The following is a 15,222-nucleotide window of genomic DNA, read 5'->3' on the forward strand; positions in this document are numbered from 1 at the left end:
GTCCCGCCCCTCCGAACGGGGCGGGACTCGGGAGAAGCCTGAGGTCACTTCAGTACCGGGGGCGCCGCCTGGGCCGACGTACCCCACCCTGACGGGCGCGGGCCGACCGTGAACGCCAGCGAGCGCAGGGAGCGCAGCGCACGCGTCGTCAGATACGTCCGCCCGTGGGCCGAACCGTCGGCGCGCACACCCTGGACGTAGCGGTCGGCGGCCGAGGTGCCGGGCGCGGTGACGGTCAGTCCGCCGCTCGGCCAGTAGCGGCGGTCCAGGGCGAGGTCGACGCGGTCGAAGACGGGGGTGGACAGGCCCCAGGTGTCGTAGCCGGGCTGGATCGGGAACAGCCCGATGGACGACAGCACGTTCCAGGCGGACATGGTGCCGAGGTCGTCGTTGCCGGTCATGCCGGTGGGGCCGTCGGTGAACAGGGTCAGGGCCGCGTGCACCACGTCGGTGGTCTTCCACGGCTGGCCGGTGGCGAGGTAGGTGTAGGGCGCGATGAGGTCGGGCTCGTTCATCGGGTTGTAGACGGCCGCGTTGTAGTAGGCGTAGGCGTCGCCGTGCACCCACACCTCGCGGGCCGTCCGCGCCGGGTCGGCGAGCAGCCGGTCGTAGGCGAAGAAGGAGTCCAGGCGGTCGTTGGCGGCGCGCTTGCCGCCGATCAGGCCGACCATGCCGGTCAGGTCCTGCGGGACCAGCCACTGGTACTGCCAGGCCGTGCCCTCGTGGAAGCCGGTGCCGCGCGCCGGGTCGGGGGAGCCGGTGAAGGCGCCGGAGGTGTCGCGGGCCCGGAAGAAGCCGGTCGAGGGGTCGAAGATGGTGCGGTAGTTCCGCGAGCGGGCCGCGTACCGTGCGGCGTCGGCGTCGTGCCCGAGGCCCCGGGCCATCTGGGCGAGCATGGCATCGGCCAGCGCGTACTCCAGGGTGACGGAGGCGCCGTGGTGGTAGTCGGAGTCGCCCGTCTTGGCCGGCGGCCGGTCCTTGTCGAACGGGGCGAAGCCGTCCCTGATGTACTCGGCGTTGGCCTCCCGTCCGATGCCCGGGTTGGCGGCGGGCGGCACCCCGTCCGCGTTCTTGCGCAGCGCCCGGTAGGCCCGCTCCTCGAACCCCTTCAGCAGGCCCGTCTGATAGGCCGTGGTCAGGAACGGGGTGACCGGGTCGCCGCTCATCACGTTCGTCTCGACCGGGCCGTAGCCCCACTTGGGCAGCCAGCCGCCGTCCTCGTCGATCGCCACCACCGAGCGGGCCATGTCCCGCGCCTCGCGCGGCGCGAGCAGGGCGAGCAGCTGGGCCTGGGTGCGGTAGGTGTCCCACAGCGACCAGTTCTGGTAGTACGTGAACCCGCGCGCGCGGTGGACACGCCGGTCCCAGCCGAAGTAGCGGCCGTCGGCGTCGCCGCCGATGTTGGGCGCGAGGTAGGACCGGTACAGCGAGGAGTAGAACGTACGGCGCAGGGTGTCGGTGCCGCCCCGCACCCGCACCCCCGCCAGCCGCGCCTCCCACTGCCCGCGGGCCGCCCGGCGCACGGTGTCGAACGAGCGCCCGCCCTCGGCCCGCAGATTGCCCGCAGCGCCCGCCGCGTCGACGTACGACAGCGCGGTGGTCGCCTCGACCGTACGGTCCCGGGTGGTGTCGAAGCGGACATAGGCGCCGCCACGGCCACTGCGCGAGCCCGCGGTGACGGTGGCGCCGTCCCAGGTGCCGTACGCGGTGAAGGGCCGGCTGAAACGGGTGATCGTGTAGACCGTGTACGGGCCGGTGTCCCGGCAGAAGCCGTGCCCGGTGATCTCGGTGCGCACGGTGCGGTCGTCCAGGATCTCCACCTTGCTGCCGCCCGCCTTGTGCAGCGACTGGGCCGCGTTCAGCAGGACGTTGGCCTTGGCGGTGGCGGGGAAGGTGTAGCGCTGCACTCCGGTGCGGGCGGAGGCGGTCAGCTCGGCGCGGATGCCGGAGGCGAGGCCGACACGGTAGTAGCCGGGGCTCGCGGTCTCGTCGCCGTGCGCGAAGGCGGCCGCGTACGTGGCGTCGTCGGTCTGCGTGACGTCGCCGGTGGTGGGGAGCACGGGCAGGTCGCCGCCGATCCGGCAGCCCACGCCCGACAGATGGACCAGCGAGAAGCCGCGGATCCGGCTCTGGGTGTAGTCGTAGCCGGTGTTGTGCCCGGTGTCGGGCGAGAGCTGCACCATGCCGAAGGGCACGGCGGCGCCGGGGAAGGTGTTGCCCTCGTCCTGGGTCCCGATGAAGGGGTTCACCAGGTCGGTGAGGTGGCCGTCGGTCCGCTCGGCGGCTCCTGCGGCGGGGGTGGCGATCAGCGCGGACGCTGCCATCACCCAGGCCAGGCACAGCCGTGTGCGCCGGGTCCCTCTCATCTCGGATGACCTCCGGAGGTTCGACATCGTTGCCTGCATCGTGGCGGGCGAATGCCGGGAAACCGGGCATTGCGTGACGGGGAGGGTAAACGCGTCGCGGACGAGGGTGATTTGACGGACCGTGAGATGACCGCGTGCGGTCGTTCTCCCGTCGTACGGCACCTCAGCCGGTCGGCCGATCTCCCTTTCCCGGCACGGCCGTTGGGGCGCGCGGTGCCGCCGGGGGCCGGGGGAAGCAGCAGTCGCCGCACACCCCGCCGCCGGGGACCCGGTAGTACAGGCAGCAGCTGCGGCGGCGGAAGGCGGTGCCGGTGCGGGTGCCGGTGGCCCGCAGCAGGGGGTGGCCGAAGAGCTCACCGGCGAGCGCGCGGGCGCGGTCCGCCGTGCCGGGGCGGCCCTGGGCGCGGGCCCAGCGCTCCAGTTCCCGGGCGGCCCCGGCGAGCGCGGAGCCCGCGTTGCCCCACAGCAGCCCGGCCGCGACCCCGTAATGGTTTCTCAGGGTCTCCCCCAGGGGCTCCAGATGGCCGTGCAGCACGGCGTCGGCGAGGGCGGCGGCGTCTGCGTCCCCGGGCGCCGGGCGTACCCCGGTGAGCCACAGGTCGTCGGGGGCGGACGCCTCGATGTCCCAGCGCAGCCGGCCCGGGCGCAGCTCGGGCAGCCGGCCGTACAGGACGGCGCAGCCGAGCGCGGCCGACCAGAGCCGGGCGGCCAGGCCCTGCTGGGCGAGGGAGGCGGCGACCCGGGGTTCGGGGGTGCGCAGGCGGTGGGCGACGAGGCGCACGCGTGCGGCCAGGGGATCGTCGGGGCCCTGGGGCGCGTAGGCCGCCGCGAGGGTCGGCAGCCCCGCCGGGTTCCCGTAGGGGGCTGTGCGCAGGGTGAAGAAGGGGCCCGGCGGGCGCAGGGCGGCGAGTTCGGGGTCGAGGTCCACGAGGACACTCGTACCAAACCCGTTCGCGCGCCGGTGGCCGGGGGGCTCCCCCTGGAGGGCCCACCTGAGGGATGATCACCGAACCGGTGTACTCCATCGGTAGTAGGACGCATTGCGTGCTCAGGGACGACGACGGGAAGAGCGCGGGCGGGCAGAGTGTTGACCATGGAAGCCGACCGTAGGCCGCGCCGGGCCCAGGCCCCCCGCCGCACGCACAGGAGACGCCGATGAGCGGGAGAGGCAGATGAGCGCCCTCGCGCTGTCCGTGCTGCTGTCGCTCGTGTCCGCCCTCGGCTACGCGGGCGGCGCGATCGTGCAGGAGCGCGTCGCCGTGACGTCTCCCGGCAGCGCGTATCTGCCGCTGCGCAGGCCCGGCTGGTGGGGCGCGCTCGCGCTCAACGGCCTCGGCGGGCTGCTGCACGTGTTGGCACTGGCCTACGGCCCGCTGAGCATCGTCCAGCCGCTCGGCGCGCTGACCATCGTCTTCGCCCTGCCCCTGGCCACGCTGTGTGTCGGCCGCCGGGCCGGGGCGACCGCCTGGCGGGGCGCCGTGATGGCCACCGTCGGGCTCGCCGGGCTGCTCTCCCTGGTCGGCTCCTCCCCGGACCACGCACTGGACGCCGCCCAGCGGCTGGCGGCCGCGATCGTCACCGGCGGCGCGGTGGCGGCGCTGATGTGCGCGGGCCGGGCCGCCCACCGGCACCCCGCGGTGCGCAGCGTGCTGCTCGCGACGGCGGCGGGCATAGCGTTCGGCATGTCCTCGGTGTTCACCAAGTCCGTCACCGTCGGCTGGGGCGGCGGCCTCGGCTCCCCCGGCACCCTGTTCTCGCTGACGCTGATCGCCGTGTTCTCGGTGGCCGGCGTCCTGCTGTCCCAGGCTTCCTACGCGGGCGGCGGCCTGGCCGCGCCGCTCGCCACCCTGACCGTCGTCAACCCGGTACTGGCCGCCGTCGTCGGCATCCTCATGTTCGGTGAGACCTTCCGCCACGGCACGACGGGCACCCTGCTCGCCCTGGGGTGCGGGGTGCTGGCGGCGGGCGGGCTGATCATGCTGACGACGGAGCGGATGGAGGAGACGCAGACCCCGGCCCCGCAGTCGTCGGCCCCGGCCGGGGCGCAGGCCACCGGCGCGGTGCTGTCCTCGGTGCCGACGCAGCGGGTCGACGGGGAGGATCTGCGGGTCCCCGCGGACGCGGGGACGCACCGCTCATGGAACGGGACCTGCGGGAGCTGCTGACCCCGGCGGCCGGTACCGGTCCGGGGGACCCGGGTGAGCCCGCGCCGCCCGGGGAGCGCGCGTCGGCGGCGCCGTACGCCCGACGGGACGGTCCCCCAGCGGCGGCGGCCGCGGGTCAGGTCCTGGAGGCCTTGGAGGCCCTGGGGGTCCTGAGGCGGCAGGTCAGATCCTCACGCCGTGGGCCCGGAGGTAGGCGAGCGGATCGATGTCCGAGCCGAAACCGGGCCCGGTGCGCACCTCGAAGTGCAGATGGGGGCCGGTGACATTGCCGGTGGCCCCGGAGCGGGCGATGCGACCGCCGGCGGCGACGCGCTGGCCGACCCGCACGGAGATGGCCGACAGATGGCCGTACTGGGTGTAGTGCCCGTCGGCATGCCGGAGCACCACCTGGTACCCGTAGGAGCCGCCCCAGCCCGCGGCGACCACCTCCCCGGCCTCGGCCGCGTGCACGGCGGTGCCGGTCGGCACGAGGAAGTCGACCCCGGTGTGGTAGCCCTTCGACCAGTACGACCCGGCCACGCGGTATCCGGTGCCGATGGCGGCGTGGACCGGGGCGACGATCCCGTGCGCGCCCGTCCCGGTCTCGGCGGTCTTGGTTCTCTTCGTACTCTTCGTGCTCTTGGTGCTCTTGGTCTGTTGGTGGACCTTCGGCTTCGCCGGGTGCGAAGTCGGCTTCTTCGTGGCGGACTTGGCGGTCCCGTCGGATACGGCGGTCCCGGCGGGCGCCTTCCGGGGGTGCAGGCCGAGCCGCTCGCCCGGCAGGATCAGGTCGGGGTCGGCGCCGACGGTGGCCCGGTTGGCCGCGTAGAGCTTCTGCCAGCCGCCCGGGACATGGTGTTCACCGGCGATGCCGGAGAGGGTGTCGCCGTGGACCACCGTGTACATCGTGGTGCGGCCGGCCCGGGACTGGGGCGTGGTCTGGGGACGCACATCGTGGGCGGAGGCGCCGAGGGCCTTGCCCGGCACGGCCTCCGGGGCCTCGCCCCGCGGGCTCGCGTGGGAGCCGGCCTCGGTGCCGGTGCGGGCGTCCGCCCCGGTGGCCGTGCCCGCGGCCGTACCCGCGGCGATCAGCGGGAGCGCGAGGCCCGCGCCGCCCGCCGTGACCGTGAGCGAGGCGCGGTTGATCCTGTTCGGCTGATACCGGCGGTGCCGGCCGCTTAGGGCCATGTGCGAGGTCCCCTCATGCGTCAGGAGGGGCAAAGTTATGCGCCGCGAACATGCCACGACAAGACGGCGTTTCGGCCTTCCACGGGCGCCAACTAGCCATGATCGTACGGCTGTTGACCGGATGCTCCACGGGCCGGGGCGAACCGGGCACGCGCCCCGGCCCCGGAGGTGGCGAGTCTGATGTGCGCTCGCCCAGGCGTCACGTCAGGATGGGCGGGGACCCGTACCACACGGGGGTTGTACTCACGAGGCGATCAGGGAGCAGGCGGTATGAGCACTTCAGCGCAGATCGGCGTCACCGGCCTTGCGGTCATGGGCCGCAATCTCGCCCGGAACTTCGCGCGCAACGGCTACACGGTCGCCCTGCACAACCGCACGGCGTCGCGGACGCGGGATCTGGTGAAGGAGTTCGGACAGGAGGGCGACTTCGTCCCGACCGAGACCGCCGAGGAGTTCGTGGCCGCCCTGGAGCGCCCGCGACGTCTGATGATCATGGTCAAGGCCGGTGACCCCACGGACGCGGTGATCAAGGAGTTCGCACCGCTCCTGGAGCCCGGCGACATGATCATCGACGGGGGCAACGCGCACTTCGCCGACACCCGGCGCCGGGAACGGGAGCTGCGCGAGCAGGGCATCCACTTCGTCGGCACCGGCATCTCCGGCGGCGAGGAGGGCGCGCTGCACGGGCCGAGCATCATGCCGGGCGGCTCGAAGGAGTCGTACGCCTCGCTGGGCCCGATGCTGGAGAAGATCTCCGCGAAGGCGAAGGACGGCGCGCCCTGCGTGACCCACGTGGGCGCGGACGGCGCCGGGCACTTCGTGAAGATGGTGCACAACGGCATCGAGTACGCCGACATGCAGCTCATCGGAGAGGCGTACCAGCTGCTGCGCGATGTGGCGGGCTACACCCCGGCGCAGATCGCGGACATCTTCCGCACCTGGAACACCGGGCGGCTCGACTCCTATCTGATCGAGATCACCGCCGAGGTGCTGTCCCATGTGGACGAGGCGACCGGCAAGCCGTTCGTGGACGTGGTGGTGGACCAGGCCGAGCAGAAGGGCACCGGCCGCTGGACCGTCCAGATCGCGCTCGATCTCGGCGTCCCGGTCTCCGGGATCGCGGAGGCGGTCTTCGCCCGCTCCCTGTCCGGGCATGCCGCGCTGCGGGCGGCCTCCCGCCATCTCGCCGGTCCGCAGCCCGCGCCGCTGAGCGAGGCGGAGGCGGCGGCCTTCGCGGACCGGGTGGAGCAGGCGCTGTACGCGTCCAAGATCGTGTCGTACACCCAGGGCTTCCACGAGATCGCGGCGGGCGGCGAGGAGTACGGCTGGGACATCGACCAGGGCGCCGTCTCCGCGATCTGGCGCGCGGGCTGCATCATCCGGGCGGCCTTCCTCGACCGGATCCGTGCCGCGTACGACGCCCGCCCCGACCTGCCGAGCCTGCTGTCCGACGAGACGTTCGCCCGCGAGATCGCGGCGGCCCAGGACGACTGGCGCGAGGTGCTGGCCGCGGCGGTACGGCAGGGCGTCCCCACGCCGGGCTTCGCGGCGGCGCTGTCCTACTACGACGGACTGCGCTCCCCGCGGTTGCCGGCGGCGCTCACGCAGGGGCAGCGGGACTTCTTCGGGGCGCACACGTATCGGAGGGTGGACCGGGAGGGGGCGTTCCACACGTTGTGGGGTGGGGACCGGAGCGAGGTCACGGCGTAGCGCTTCCTCGCGTAGGGGGCGCTCAAGGGGGCGCGGGGTGCTGTCGGCGGGCGGCCGCGGGTTCGTCGTGGCCGGTCGCGCGGTCCCCCGCGCCCCCTTGGGGCGCGTCGTCGCCGGGCCCCGTCTCAGGCGGTCAGGGGCGGGCCCGGCTCAGGGTTCGGTACGGGTTCCGGTCCCGGGGGGATCGGGGAGGGAGACGGCTCCGGCGGGCCGGGCGCGGGTGGGGCCGGCTGCGGACCGGGACCCGGCGGTGGTGGGGTCGGCTGCGGGCCCGGGCCGGGTGGGGGCGGGGTCGGCTCGGGACCGGGGCCGGGTTCCGGGGGTGGTACCGGGCTGGGGTAGGGGTCCGGGGGCGGGGTCGGCTCCGGGCTGGGAGGGGTGCCCGGTGGGACGGGGTCGGGGTGCGGGTTCGTCATCAGGTCCTCCGCGCGGTCGTCGATGTCACTGGACGTCGCTCCCCGCCTACCCGACCACCGCCGGGCCACTCACGCGAGCGGGCCGCCCGGGTTCAGCCCGCTACGGCCCGGGGGCTGCGCCGCTGGTCGGACCCGGGCACCGGCTCGGACGCGTCGGTGCCGAGGGCCACGATCCGGTTCTCGGCGTCGACATGCACGACCCGCGGCTTCAGCTCCCGCGCCTCGGCATCGCCGACCTGCGCATAGCTGATGATGATCACCAGGTCCCCGGGGTGCACGAGATGCGCCGCCGCCCCGTTGATCCCGACGACCCCGGACCCCCGCTCCCCCTCGATGACGTACGTCTCCAGCCGGGCACCGTTCGTGATGTCCACGATGTGCACGAGCTCCCCGGGCAGCAGATCGGCCGCGTCGAGCAGCTCGGCGTCGATCGTCACGGATCCCACGTAGTGCAGGTCGGCCTGGGTGACGGTGGCCCGGTGGATCTTGGACTTGAACATCGTTCGCAGCATCGAGGTACTCCCAGAAAGAGGCTCCCTGCCTGCGTTTGCAGGTCAAGGGCTGTATCCGGAGGCTATCGCGCTTGCCCCGCGGAGGGGTACTGCTCCCCGTACACACGACTGACAAGAAGCTGTCACACATGAGCCGGAATGCCCGTACCGCAGGGGTTCGTTCTCGTTGGTATGACTGTTGGAGTAGCACTCAGTGCGCAGGACGCGCCCAACGAGGTCGACGCCACCGTTCAGCTGGCCCAGGAGGCGGCGGACGCCGGGCTGCGGTCCGCGTGGTTCGGGCAGACCTTCGGTGCGGATTCGCCGCAGCTCGCCGCGATCGTCGGGCGGGCGGTGCCCGGGCTGCAGGTGGGCACCTCCGCGATTCCCGTCTTCGGCCGGCATCCGCTGGCCGTCTCCAGCCAGGCCCTCACCGCTCAGGCCGCCACGCACGGCCGCTATCACCTCGGTCTGGCCGTGGGCACCAAGTTGCTGGCGGAGACCGGCTACGGGCTGCCCTTCGAGCGGCCCATCGCCCGGCTGCGGGAATTCCTCACGGCGCTGCGGCAGTTGACACGGACCGGCGCGGCCGACTTCCACGGTGAGCTGCTCACCGCGACCACTCCGATCCCGGCCCGGGTGGCGGGGGCAGAGGACGGCGTTCCCCTGCTGGTCGCCGCGATGGGGCCGCAGGCGCTGCGGGTCAGCGGTGAGCTGGCGGACGGGATCCTGCCGTATCTGGCGGGGCCGCGCGCGCTGGCGGAGCACATCGTCCCGGCCGTGACCGCCGCGGCGCGGAATGCCGGCCGTCCCGCGCCCAGGGTCGTGGCCCTGGTGCCCGGCGTGGTCACGGACGACGTGGACTCGGTGCGGGCGAAGCTGACCGAGAGCCTCGCGTTCTACGAGCAGTTCCCGTCCTACGCCCGGGTCATCGAACTCTCCGGTGGCCGGCGGGCCGTCGACCTGGCCGTGATCGGCGACGAGAAGACGGTCGCGGCCGAGGTGCGGCGCTACCGCGACGCCGGCGCCACCGAGGTCGTGTTCTCCCTCACCGAGATCGCGGGGGACGCCGATCGCCGCCGTACCTGGGCACTCCTAGGCGAACTGGCCGGAAAGACGACCGGAGCGGCGAGCGGAGCGGCGACGGGATCAACGAGCGGATGACGGACCGGATGAACGGATGGCAGACGCTCCACGCCCGCGTGCACCAGGGAGATACTCATGACCACTGAGGCCGCCACGGGAGACCTCCGGGCCTTCACCGACGACTGGCTGGACTGGTACCGCGCCCACGAGGACCGGCTTGCCGATCCGCACGGGTTCCTGGCCATCACCGGCCTGCACTGGCTCGACGGCCGGCCGCGGCGCTTCCCGGACGCGCCCGGTGCGTGGCACAGCGGCCGGGACGGGGTCGTCGTAGTCCTCGACGAGGGGGAGGAACTGGTCGTCGGCGGCACGCCGGTGCGGGGCGAGCATCGGTTCGGGGTGCTCGCCGAGCGTGGCGGGGTCGACGCGGTCTGGGGGGACGCCGTCATCGAGGTCGCCAAGCGGGGCGGCCATGACATCGTGTGCCCCCGGCACCCGGACGCGCCGCTGCGCACCGCCTTCGCCGGAACGCCCGCCTACTCCCCCGACCCGCGCTGGGCCGTGACGGGCCGGTACGTCCCCTTCGACGAGCCGCGGCCGACCACCGTGGGCGCGGCCGTCGAGGGCCTTGAGCATGTGTACGACGCTCCGGGCAGGATCGAGTTCGAGCTGGGCGGGCGTGAGTTCGCCCTGACGGCCTTCCCCGGGCACGGAGGCGGCCGGCTGATGGTGCTGTTCACCGACGCGACGTCCGGGGTCACCACCTACGCGGCCAACCGGGTCCTGACCGTCGGGCCGCCCGCCGCCGACGGCACGGTCCTCCTGGACTTCAACCGCGCGGCGAACCTGCCGTGCGCGTACACGGACCTGGCCACCTGCCCGCTGCCGCCGGCCGAGAACCGGCTGCCGGTGGCGATCGAGGCGGGGCTGAAGATCCCCCGCGAGCGCGGCGGATCGTAGCGCGGATGGTGAAAAGGGCCGCTCCGCCGGAAGGCGGAGCGGCCCGCGCGCGCTACGGCGCCGTCTTGCGCGTGGTCACTTCTGCCAACCCACCGTCTCCGGCAGCGGGTTGTAGAAGATGGTCGCGCCGACGTTGGCGAGGCCCTTCTTCACGCCGTACGTCGAGGGGCCGCTGAACAGCGGGAGGAAGGCGTACTGCCGCAGCGCCTCGCGCTCGACCTGGTTGGCAGCGGCGGCCTGCTTGTCGAGGTCGGCGATCTCGGTGGTGGCGCGGATCTCCTTGTCGAGGGCGGGCGTGCCCGCGCCGGTGATGTTGGAGTCGCGGTCGGAGCAGTAGAAGTCGCACAGGTAGCGGGCGCCGAACGGGTCCATCGAGCGGTTTCCCGACAGGAACAGATCGAACTTGCGCTCGCTGAGGATCTCGGAGAAGTCCGACTCGTCGGCCTTCTGGATGTCGAGGCGGATGCCCACCGGCTTCAGCATCGCCGCGAAGGCGCCCGCGGTCGCCTTGTCCAGCGGGGCGTCGCCGAGGAGGGTGTAGCCGACTTCGAGCTTCTTGCCGTTCTTGACACGTATGCCGTCGCTCCCGGGCTTCCAGCCGGCCGCGTCGAGTGCCTTCTTCGCCTCGTCCGGGGCGTACTTCAGTACGGCCGAGACGTTGTCCCGGTAGCCCTTCTGGAAGCTGTAGAGGATGGCGGAACCGGGCAGCGGCTCCTTGTAGTCCAGGCCCTGGAACTGGATCTTCGCGATCTGGCTGCGGTCGACGCTCTCCTCGATGGCCTTGCGCACGGCGGGGTCGGCGAGGACGGAGGACTTGGCGTTCAGGTAGAGCGAGTACTCGAAGGGGCTGCCGCCGCTGCGGATCTCGGTGCCCGGGAGCCCCTTGATCTGCTTGAGGCTCTCGGCGTCGACGGCGGAGACGTTGTCCAACTGCCCGTTCTTGAAGGCGTTGACCGCCGCGGTCGACTCCAGATTGACGTAGACGCGCTTGTCGAGCTTGCCCTTCTTGCCCCACCACTTCGGGTTGCGGACGAAGGTGATGTCGCCCGAGTGGGTGTCCCAGGTGCCGACCGTGTACGGCCCGGCGCCCCACTCCGGGTGCGCCTTCTTGACGTACGCCTTGTTGAAGTTCCCGACCGTCGCGGCCTTGGGGTGCAGGAAGGTGGTGAACAGGCTCGACCAGGAGGGGTAGACCCCCTTGAAAGTGATCACGGCCTGCTTGGCGTTCTCGCCCTTGTCGACCGAGGTGATCTGGTCGTAGCCGTCCGTGGAGGAGGCGGCGTACGCCTTGTTCGAACCGTTGTTGGCCTGCCAGGTGGCCTTGATCGCGGTCCAGTCGATGGGGGTGCCGTCGTTGAAGACGGCCTTGGGGTTGATGGTGATCGTGACCTTCTGGTTCCCGCCCGCCACGGAGACCTTCACCTGGCTGAAGTAGTCCGGGTTGTACTGCACTTCACCGGTCGGCGAGTAGGTGATCGCGTCGGCGTTGTACCAGGACCAGACGCGGGACGCCGTCAGCGTGGAGTTGACGTTGAACGGATTGCCCTGGTCGTCGAAGGTCCCGACCGAAGTGTACGTGCCGCCGTCCTTGATCCGGTCGTACGGCGTGGGGTCGTAGTCGGCGACGGACGACGCGGCCTTGGGGGTGTTCCTGGCGTCCGACCCGGCGGAGTCCTTCCCCGAGGACTGGCACGCGGTGGCCGTGACGGTGATGGCGGCGATCAGGGCGACGGGCAGGGCCAGTCTGGTGCGCATGGTGGAGGGTTCCTTCGGAGATCGGTGGGGTCGGGAAGATCGGTGCGGCCGGTGGGACCGGCGGGGGGCCTCGGTGCCGGGGCCGGGGTTCAGACGCCGTGGCAGGCGTACTGGTGGCCGGGGAGTCCGGGCGCGGCGGTCGGCGCGGGGGGCTCGGTACGGCAGCGGTGCCGCAGGTCCTCGTCGGCGAGCCGGTACAGCGGGCAGCGGTCGACGAAGACGCACCCCTCGGGCAGCCGTGCGGCGCTGGGCTGCTCGCCCTCCAGGACGACGCGTTCGCGGGCGCGTTCCCGCTCCGGGTCGGGTATCGGGATCGCCGACAGCAGGGCGCGGGTGTACGGGTGCTTCGGATCGGAGAAGATCGCCTCGGTCTCCCCGGTCTCCACGATGTGGCCCAGGTACATCACGGCGATGCGATCGGAGATGTACCGGATCACGGCCAGATCGTGGGCGACCACGAGGTAGGCGAGGCCGAGTTCCCGCTTGAGCCGCGCCAGCAGGTTGATCACCCCGGCCTGTACGGAGACGTCCAGCGCGGACAGCGGTTCGTCGAGGGCGAGCAGCTTCGGCTCCGTCGCCAAGGCGCGGGCGATGCCGACCCGTTGGCGCTGGCCGCCGGAGAGCGCGGCCGGGAAGCGGTCGCCCACCGAGTCGTCCAGGCCCACCAGGGCCAGCAGTTCGCGGACCCGCGCGCGGATCGACTCGCGGTCGCGTCCGATCGCCTGCAGCGGCTCGGCCAGCAGGTGGAAGACGGGCAGCCGGGGGTCCAGCGCCCCCAGGGGGTCCTGCATGACGATCTGTACGTCCTGCCGCAGCTCGCGGGCCCGCGCGCCGGACGTGAGCGTGCCGATGTCGATGCCGGAGATCTCGATCCGGCCGCCTTCGGGCCGGGTGAGCCGCAGGATCTCCATCAGCGTGGTGGTCTTGCCGCTGCCGGACTCGCCCACCAGGCCGAGCGTCTCCCCGGCGCGCAGTTCGAAGCCGACCCCGTTGACGGCGCGCAGCGTGCCGACCCGGCGCTTGAGGAGGGCGCCCTTGGTGACCGGGAACGTCTTGACGAGATCCTCGACGCGGAGCACCACCTCGCCGGTCCCGGCGGGGCGCGCGGGCGCCGGCGGGTCGACGGGTACGGCATCGCCCGCCGGGTCCAGGGAGCCGTCGGCGATCTCGGCGGCGCGCAGGCAGGCCACGTCCCCGTGCCCGGTGACATGGCTCAGCTCGGGTTCGGCGGAGCGGCACGCGTCGAGGGCGACGGCGCACCGGGGTGCGAAGGGGCAGCCGTCGGGGAGGCCCACCAGGGCGGGCGGTTCGCCGCCGATCGGGATGAGGGGGCGCCGGGTTCCGCCGTCCACGGTGGGTACGGCGGCCAGCAGGCGCGCGGTGTACGGCATCGTCGGCCGGCGGAAGAGTTCCCCGACGGCCGCGTGCTCCACGAACCGGCCCGCGTACATCACGGCGACATCGTCGGCGTGGCCGGCGACGACACCGAGGTCGTGGGTGATCAGGACGAGCCCGGCGCCGGTCTCCCGCTGTGCGAGCCGCAGTACGTCGAGGATCTGGGCCTGCACGGTGACGTCGAGCGCGGTGGTGGGTTCGTCGGCCACGAGCACGGACGGCCGGTTGGCGATGGCCATGGCGATGACCACGCGCTGGCGCATGCCGCCGGAGAACTCGTGCGGGAAGGCGGTGGCCCGGCCGCGCGGGTCGGGGATGCCCACGAGGTCGAGCAGTTCCACGGCCTGTTCCCAGGCCTCCCGCTTCGTCAGGTCCTGGTGGACCCGCAGGGCGTCGGAGAGCAGCCTGCCCACGGAGAAGATCGGGGTGAGGGCGGACAGGGGGTCCTGGAAGACCATGCCGATGGAGTTGCCGCGGATCTTCGACAGGGCCCGGTCGTCGAGTCCGATCAGGTCCTGTCCGCGGAGCAGCACCCGGCCGCGCAGGTCGGCGGTGGGCGGGAGCAGCCCCATGATGCCCATCGCGGTGGCGGACTTGCCCGAGCCGGACTCGCCGACGATGCACAGGGTGCGGCCGGGCAGCAGGTCGAAGTCCACTCCGCGCACCGCCTCGACGGTGCCCGCCTCGGAGGGGAAGGAGATCCGCAGGTCCCGTACGGACAGGACGGGGTCGGGTCCGATGGCCGGTGCCGGGGTGGGCAGGGGGGTCGTGAGGGTCATCGTCGGCCTCCCGCCGAGGTCACCGACGTGGGGTCGAGGGCGTCGCGCAGGCCGTCGCCGATGAAGGTCATCGACACGGTGAGCAGCACGACCAGGGCGGCGGGGAAGGCGAAGAGCCAGGGGGCGCTGGTGATGGTGCTCGCGCCGTCCGCGAGCATCGTGCCGAGCGACACGTCCGGGGTCTGGACGCCGAATCCCAGGAAGGACAGGGCGGTTTCGCTGAGCACGGTCGCCACGACGCCGAGCGTCAGGTTGACGATCAGCAGGGAGCCGAGGTTGGGGATGATGTGGCGGAGGATGATCCGCAGCGGTCCGACGCCCATGAACTCGGCCGCCTTCACGTAGTCCCGTTCACGCAGTGAGGTCGAGACGGACCAGATGACCCGCGCGGTGGACATCCAGCCGAACACGGTCAGCACGATGATCAGGACCCGCCAGTCCCCGGCCAGCCGGTGGGAGACCAGGGCGAGGATGAGGAACGAGGGGACGATCAGGAGGAAGTGGATGACGGCGAGGGTCGCCCGCTCCACTCGGCCCCCGAAGTAGGCGGCGCCGGAGCCGATGACGGCGGCCAGGACGATGGTCAGTGCCGACACGCTCACGGCGATCGTCAGGGAGCGTTGGAGTCCGTGCACGGCGCAGGCGTAGATGTCGTTGCCGCCCTGGTTGGTGCCGAACCAGTGGAGTCCGCTCGGGGGCTGGGTGAGCGCGGTGAAGTCGGTGTCGGTGTACGCGTGGGAGGTGAGCAGGCCGCCGAAGGCCGCGAACAGCACCAGCAGGACGAAGATCACCACTCCGACGACGGCGAGGCGGTTGCGCAGGAAGCGGCGCAGATAGAGCCGGCCGAGGCCGAGGTTCGCCTGTTCGCGCGCGGCGGCCGCCGGTTCGGGGCTCAGCTCCGCGGGCGGGTGGGCGGGCATGTCGATGGTCAT

At 72.6% G+C, this 15,222-nt stretch carries 11 protein-coding genes; 4 read left to right on the forward strand and 7 right to left on the reverse strand.

The features are described from left to right. Positions 1-44: 44 nt before the first annotated feature. The gene (locus tag QHG49_RS04490; RefSeq protein WP_301487295.1) at positions 45-2,366 is read right to left on the reverse strand and encodes a GH92 family glycosyl hydrolase; all 2,322 of its coding nucleotides are present in this window, start codon (positions 2,364-2,366) and stop codon (positions 45-47) included. Positions 2,367-2,529: 163 nt separating this feature from the next. Beyond that, complete coding sequence (locus QHG49_RS04495; RefSeq protein WP_301487296.1) at positions 2,530-3,294, reverse strand: (2Fe-2S)-binding protein; 765 nt, start codon at positions 3,292-3,294, stop codon at positions 2,530-2,532. Positions 3,295-3,538: 244 nt separating this feature from the next. Between QHG49_RS04495 and QHG49_RS04500 the strand changes: the two genes are divergently transcribed. Further along, the gene (locus tag QHG49_RS04500) at positions 3,539-4,531 is read left to right on the forward strand and encodes a DMT family transporter (RefSeq protein WP_370530424.1); all 993 of its coding nucleotides are present in this window, start codon (positions 3,539-3,541) and stop codon (positions 4,529-4,531) included. Between the two features lie 162 nt (positions 4,532-4,693). On the opposite strand, the gene QHG49_RS04505 is transcribed toward QHG49_RS04500, so the two are convergent. Continuing rightward, on the reverse strand, positions 4,694-5,698 hold the full coding sequence (locus QHG49_RS04505) for a M23 family metallopeptidase (protein ID WP_301487297.1): 1,005 nt from the start codon (positions 5,696-5,698) through the stop codon (positions 4,694-4,696). A 270-nt stretch (positions 5,699-5,968) separates the two neighbouring features. Here QHG49_RS04505 and gndA point away from each other — a divergent pair, with 270 nt between their 5' ends. Next, positions 5,969-7,408 (forward strand): NADP-dependent phosphogluconate dehydrogenase, encoded by a 1,440-nt coding sequence (gene gndA, locus QHG49_RS04510; protein ID WP_159706929.1) that lies wholly within the window; start codon positions 5,969-5,971, stop codon positions 7,406-7,408. Positions 7,409-7,916: 508 nt separating this feature from the next. On the opposite strand, the gene panD is transcribed toward gndA, so the two are convergent. Next, a complete protein-coding gene (gene panD / locus QHG49_RS04515; RefSeq protein ID WP_301487298.1) occupies positions 7,917-8,336 on the reverse strand; it encodes an aspartate 1-decarboxylase in 420 nt (139 codons plus the stop codon). Positions 8,337-8,507: 171 nt separating this feature from the next. On the opposite strand from panD, the gene QHG49_RS04520 reads away from it, so the two are divergent. Then, positions 8,508-9,479 (forward strand): LLM class F420-dependent oxidoreductase, encoded by a 972-nt coding sequence (locus QHG49_RS04520; protein ID WP_145487408.1) that lies wholly within the window; start codon positions 8,508-8,510, stop codon positions 9,477-9,479. A 57-nt stretch (positions 9,480-9,536) separates the two neighbouring features. Continuing rightward, entirely contained in the window at positions 9,537-10,361 is an 825-nt protein-coding gene (locus QHG49_RS04525) for a DUF1684 domain-containing protein (RefSeq protein WP_301487299.1), read from the forward strand. Between the two features lie 75 nt (positions 10,362-10,436). Here the strand turns inward: QHG49_RS04525 and QHG49_RS04530 are convergent, their stop codons facing one another. The 3 genes from QHG49_RS04530 to QHG49_RS04540 all read right to left on the reverse strand — a co-directional run bounded on the left by QHG49_RS04530 (position 10,437) and on the right by QHG49_RS04540 (position 15,222). Then, positions 10,437-12,116 carry an ABC transporter family substrate-binding protein gene (locus tag QHG49_RS04530; RefSeq protein WP_301487300.1) on the reverse strand — a complete coding sequence of 560 codons (1,680 nt, stop codon included), beginning with the start codon at positions 12,114-12,116 and terminating at the stop codon, positions 10,437-10,439. 89 nt (positions 12,117-12,205) lie between these two features. Further along, entirely contained in the window at positions 12,206-14,290 is a 2,085-nt protein-coding gene (locus QHG49_RS04535; RefSeq protein WP_301487301.1) for an ABC transporter ATP-binding protein, read from the reverse strand. Continuing rightward, positions 14,287-15,222, reverse strand: a complete 936-nt coding sequence (locus QHG49_RS04540) for an ABC transporter permease (protein ID WP_236576558.1) — start codon at positions 15,220-15,222, stop codon at positions 14,287-14,289. The genes QHG49_RS04535 and QHG49_RS04540 overlap by 4 nt, the downstream gene beginning before the upstream one ends.

Origin of the sequence: Streptomyces sp. WP-1 (genome assembly GCF_030450125.1) — a bacterium.
In the GTDB taxonomy this organism is placed as follows: domain Bacteria; phylum Actinomycetota; class Actinomycetes; order Streptomycetales; family Streptomycetaceae; genus Streptomyces; species Streptomyces incarnatus.

What these genes read in the sequence shown, in the direction of transcription:
- QHG49_RS04490 (WP_301487295.1), bottom strand. Translation starts at nt 2,366, where the DNA reads ATGAGAGGGACCCGGCGCACACGGCTGTGCCTGGCCTGGGTGATGGCA.
- QHG49_RS04530 (WP_301487300.1), bottom strand. Translation starts at nt 12,116, where the DNA reads ATGCGCACCAGACTGGCCCTGCCCGTCGCCCTGATCGCCGCCATCACC.
- panD (WP_301487298.1), bottom strand. Translation starts at nt 8,336, where the DNA reads ATGCTGCGAACGATGTTCAAGTCCAAGATCCACCGGGCCACCGTCACC.
- gndA (WP_159706929.1), top strand. Translation starts at nt 5,969, where the DNA reads ATGAGCACTTCAGCGCAGATCGGCGTCACCGGCCTTGCGGTCATGGGC.
- QHG49_RS04500 (WP_370530424.1), top strand. Translation starts at nt 3,539, where the DNA reads ATGAGCGCCCTCGCGCTGTCCGTGCTGCTGTCGCTCGTGTCCGCCCTC.
- QHG49_RS04525 (WP_301487299.1), top strand. Translation starts at nt 9,537, where the DNA reads ATGACCACTGAGGCCGCCACGGGAGACCTCCGGGCCTTCACCGACGAC.
- QHG49_RS04520 (WP_145487408.1), top strand. Translation starts at nt 8,508, where the DNA reads ATGACTGTTGGAGTAGCACTCAGTGCGCAGGACGCGCCCAACGAGGTC.
- QHG49_RS04505 (WP_301487297.1), bottom strand. Translation starts at nt 5,698, where the DNA reads ATGGCCCTAAGCGGCCGGCACCGCCGGTATCAGCCGAACAGGATCAAC.
- QHG49_RS04540 (WP_236576558.1), bottom strand. Translation starts at nt 15,222, where the DNA reads ATGACCATCGACATGCCCGCCCACCCGCCCGCGGAGCTGAGCCCCGAA.
- QHG49_RS04535 (WP_301487301.1), bottom strand. Translation starts at nt 14,290, where the DNA reads ATGACCCTCACGACCCCCCTGCCCACCCCGGCACCGGCCATCGGACCC.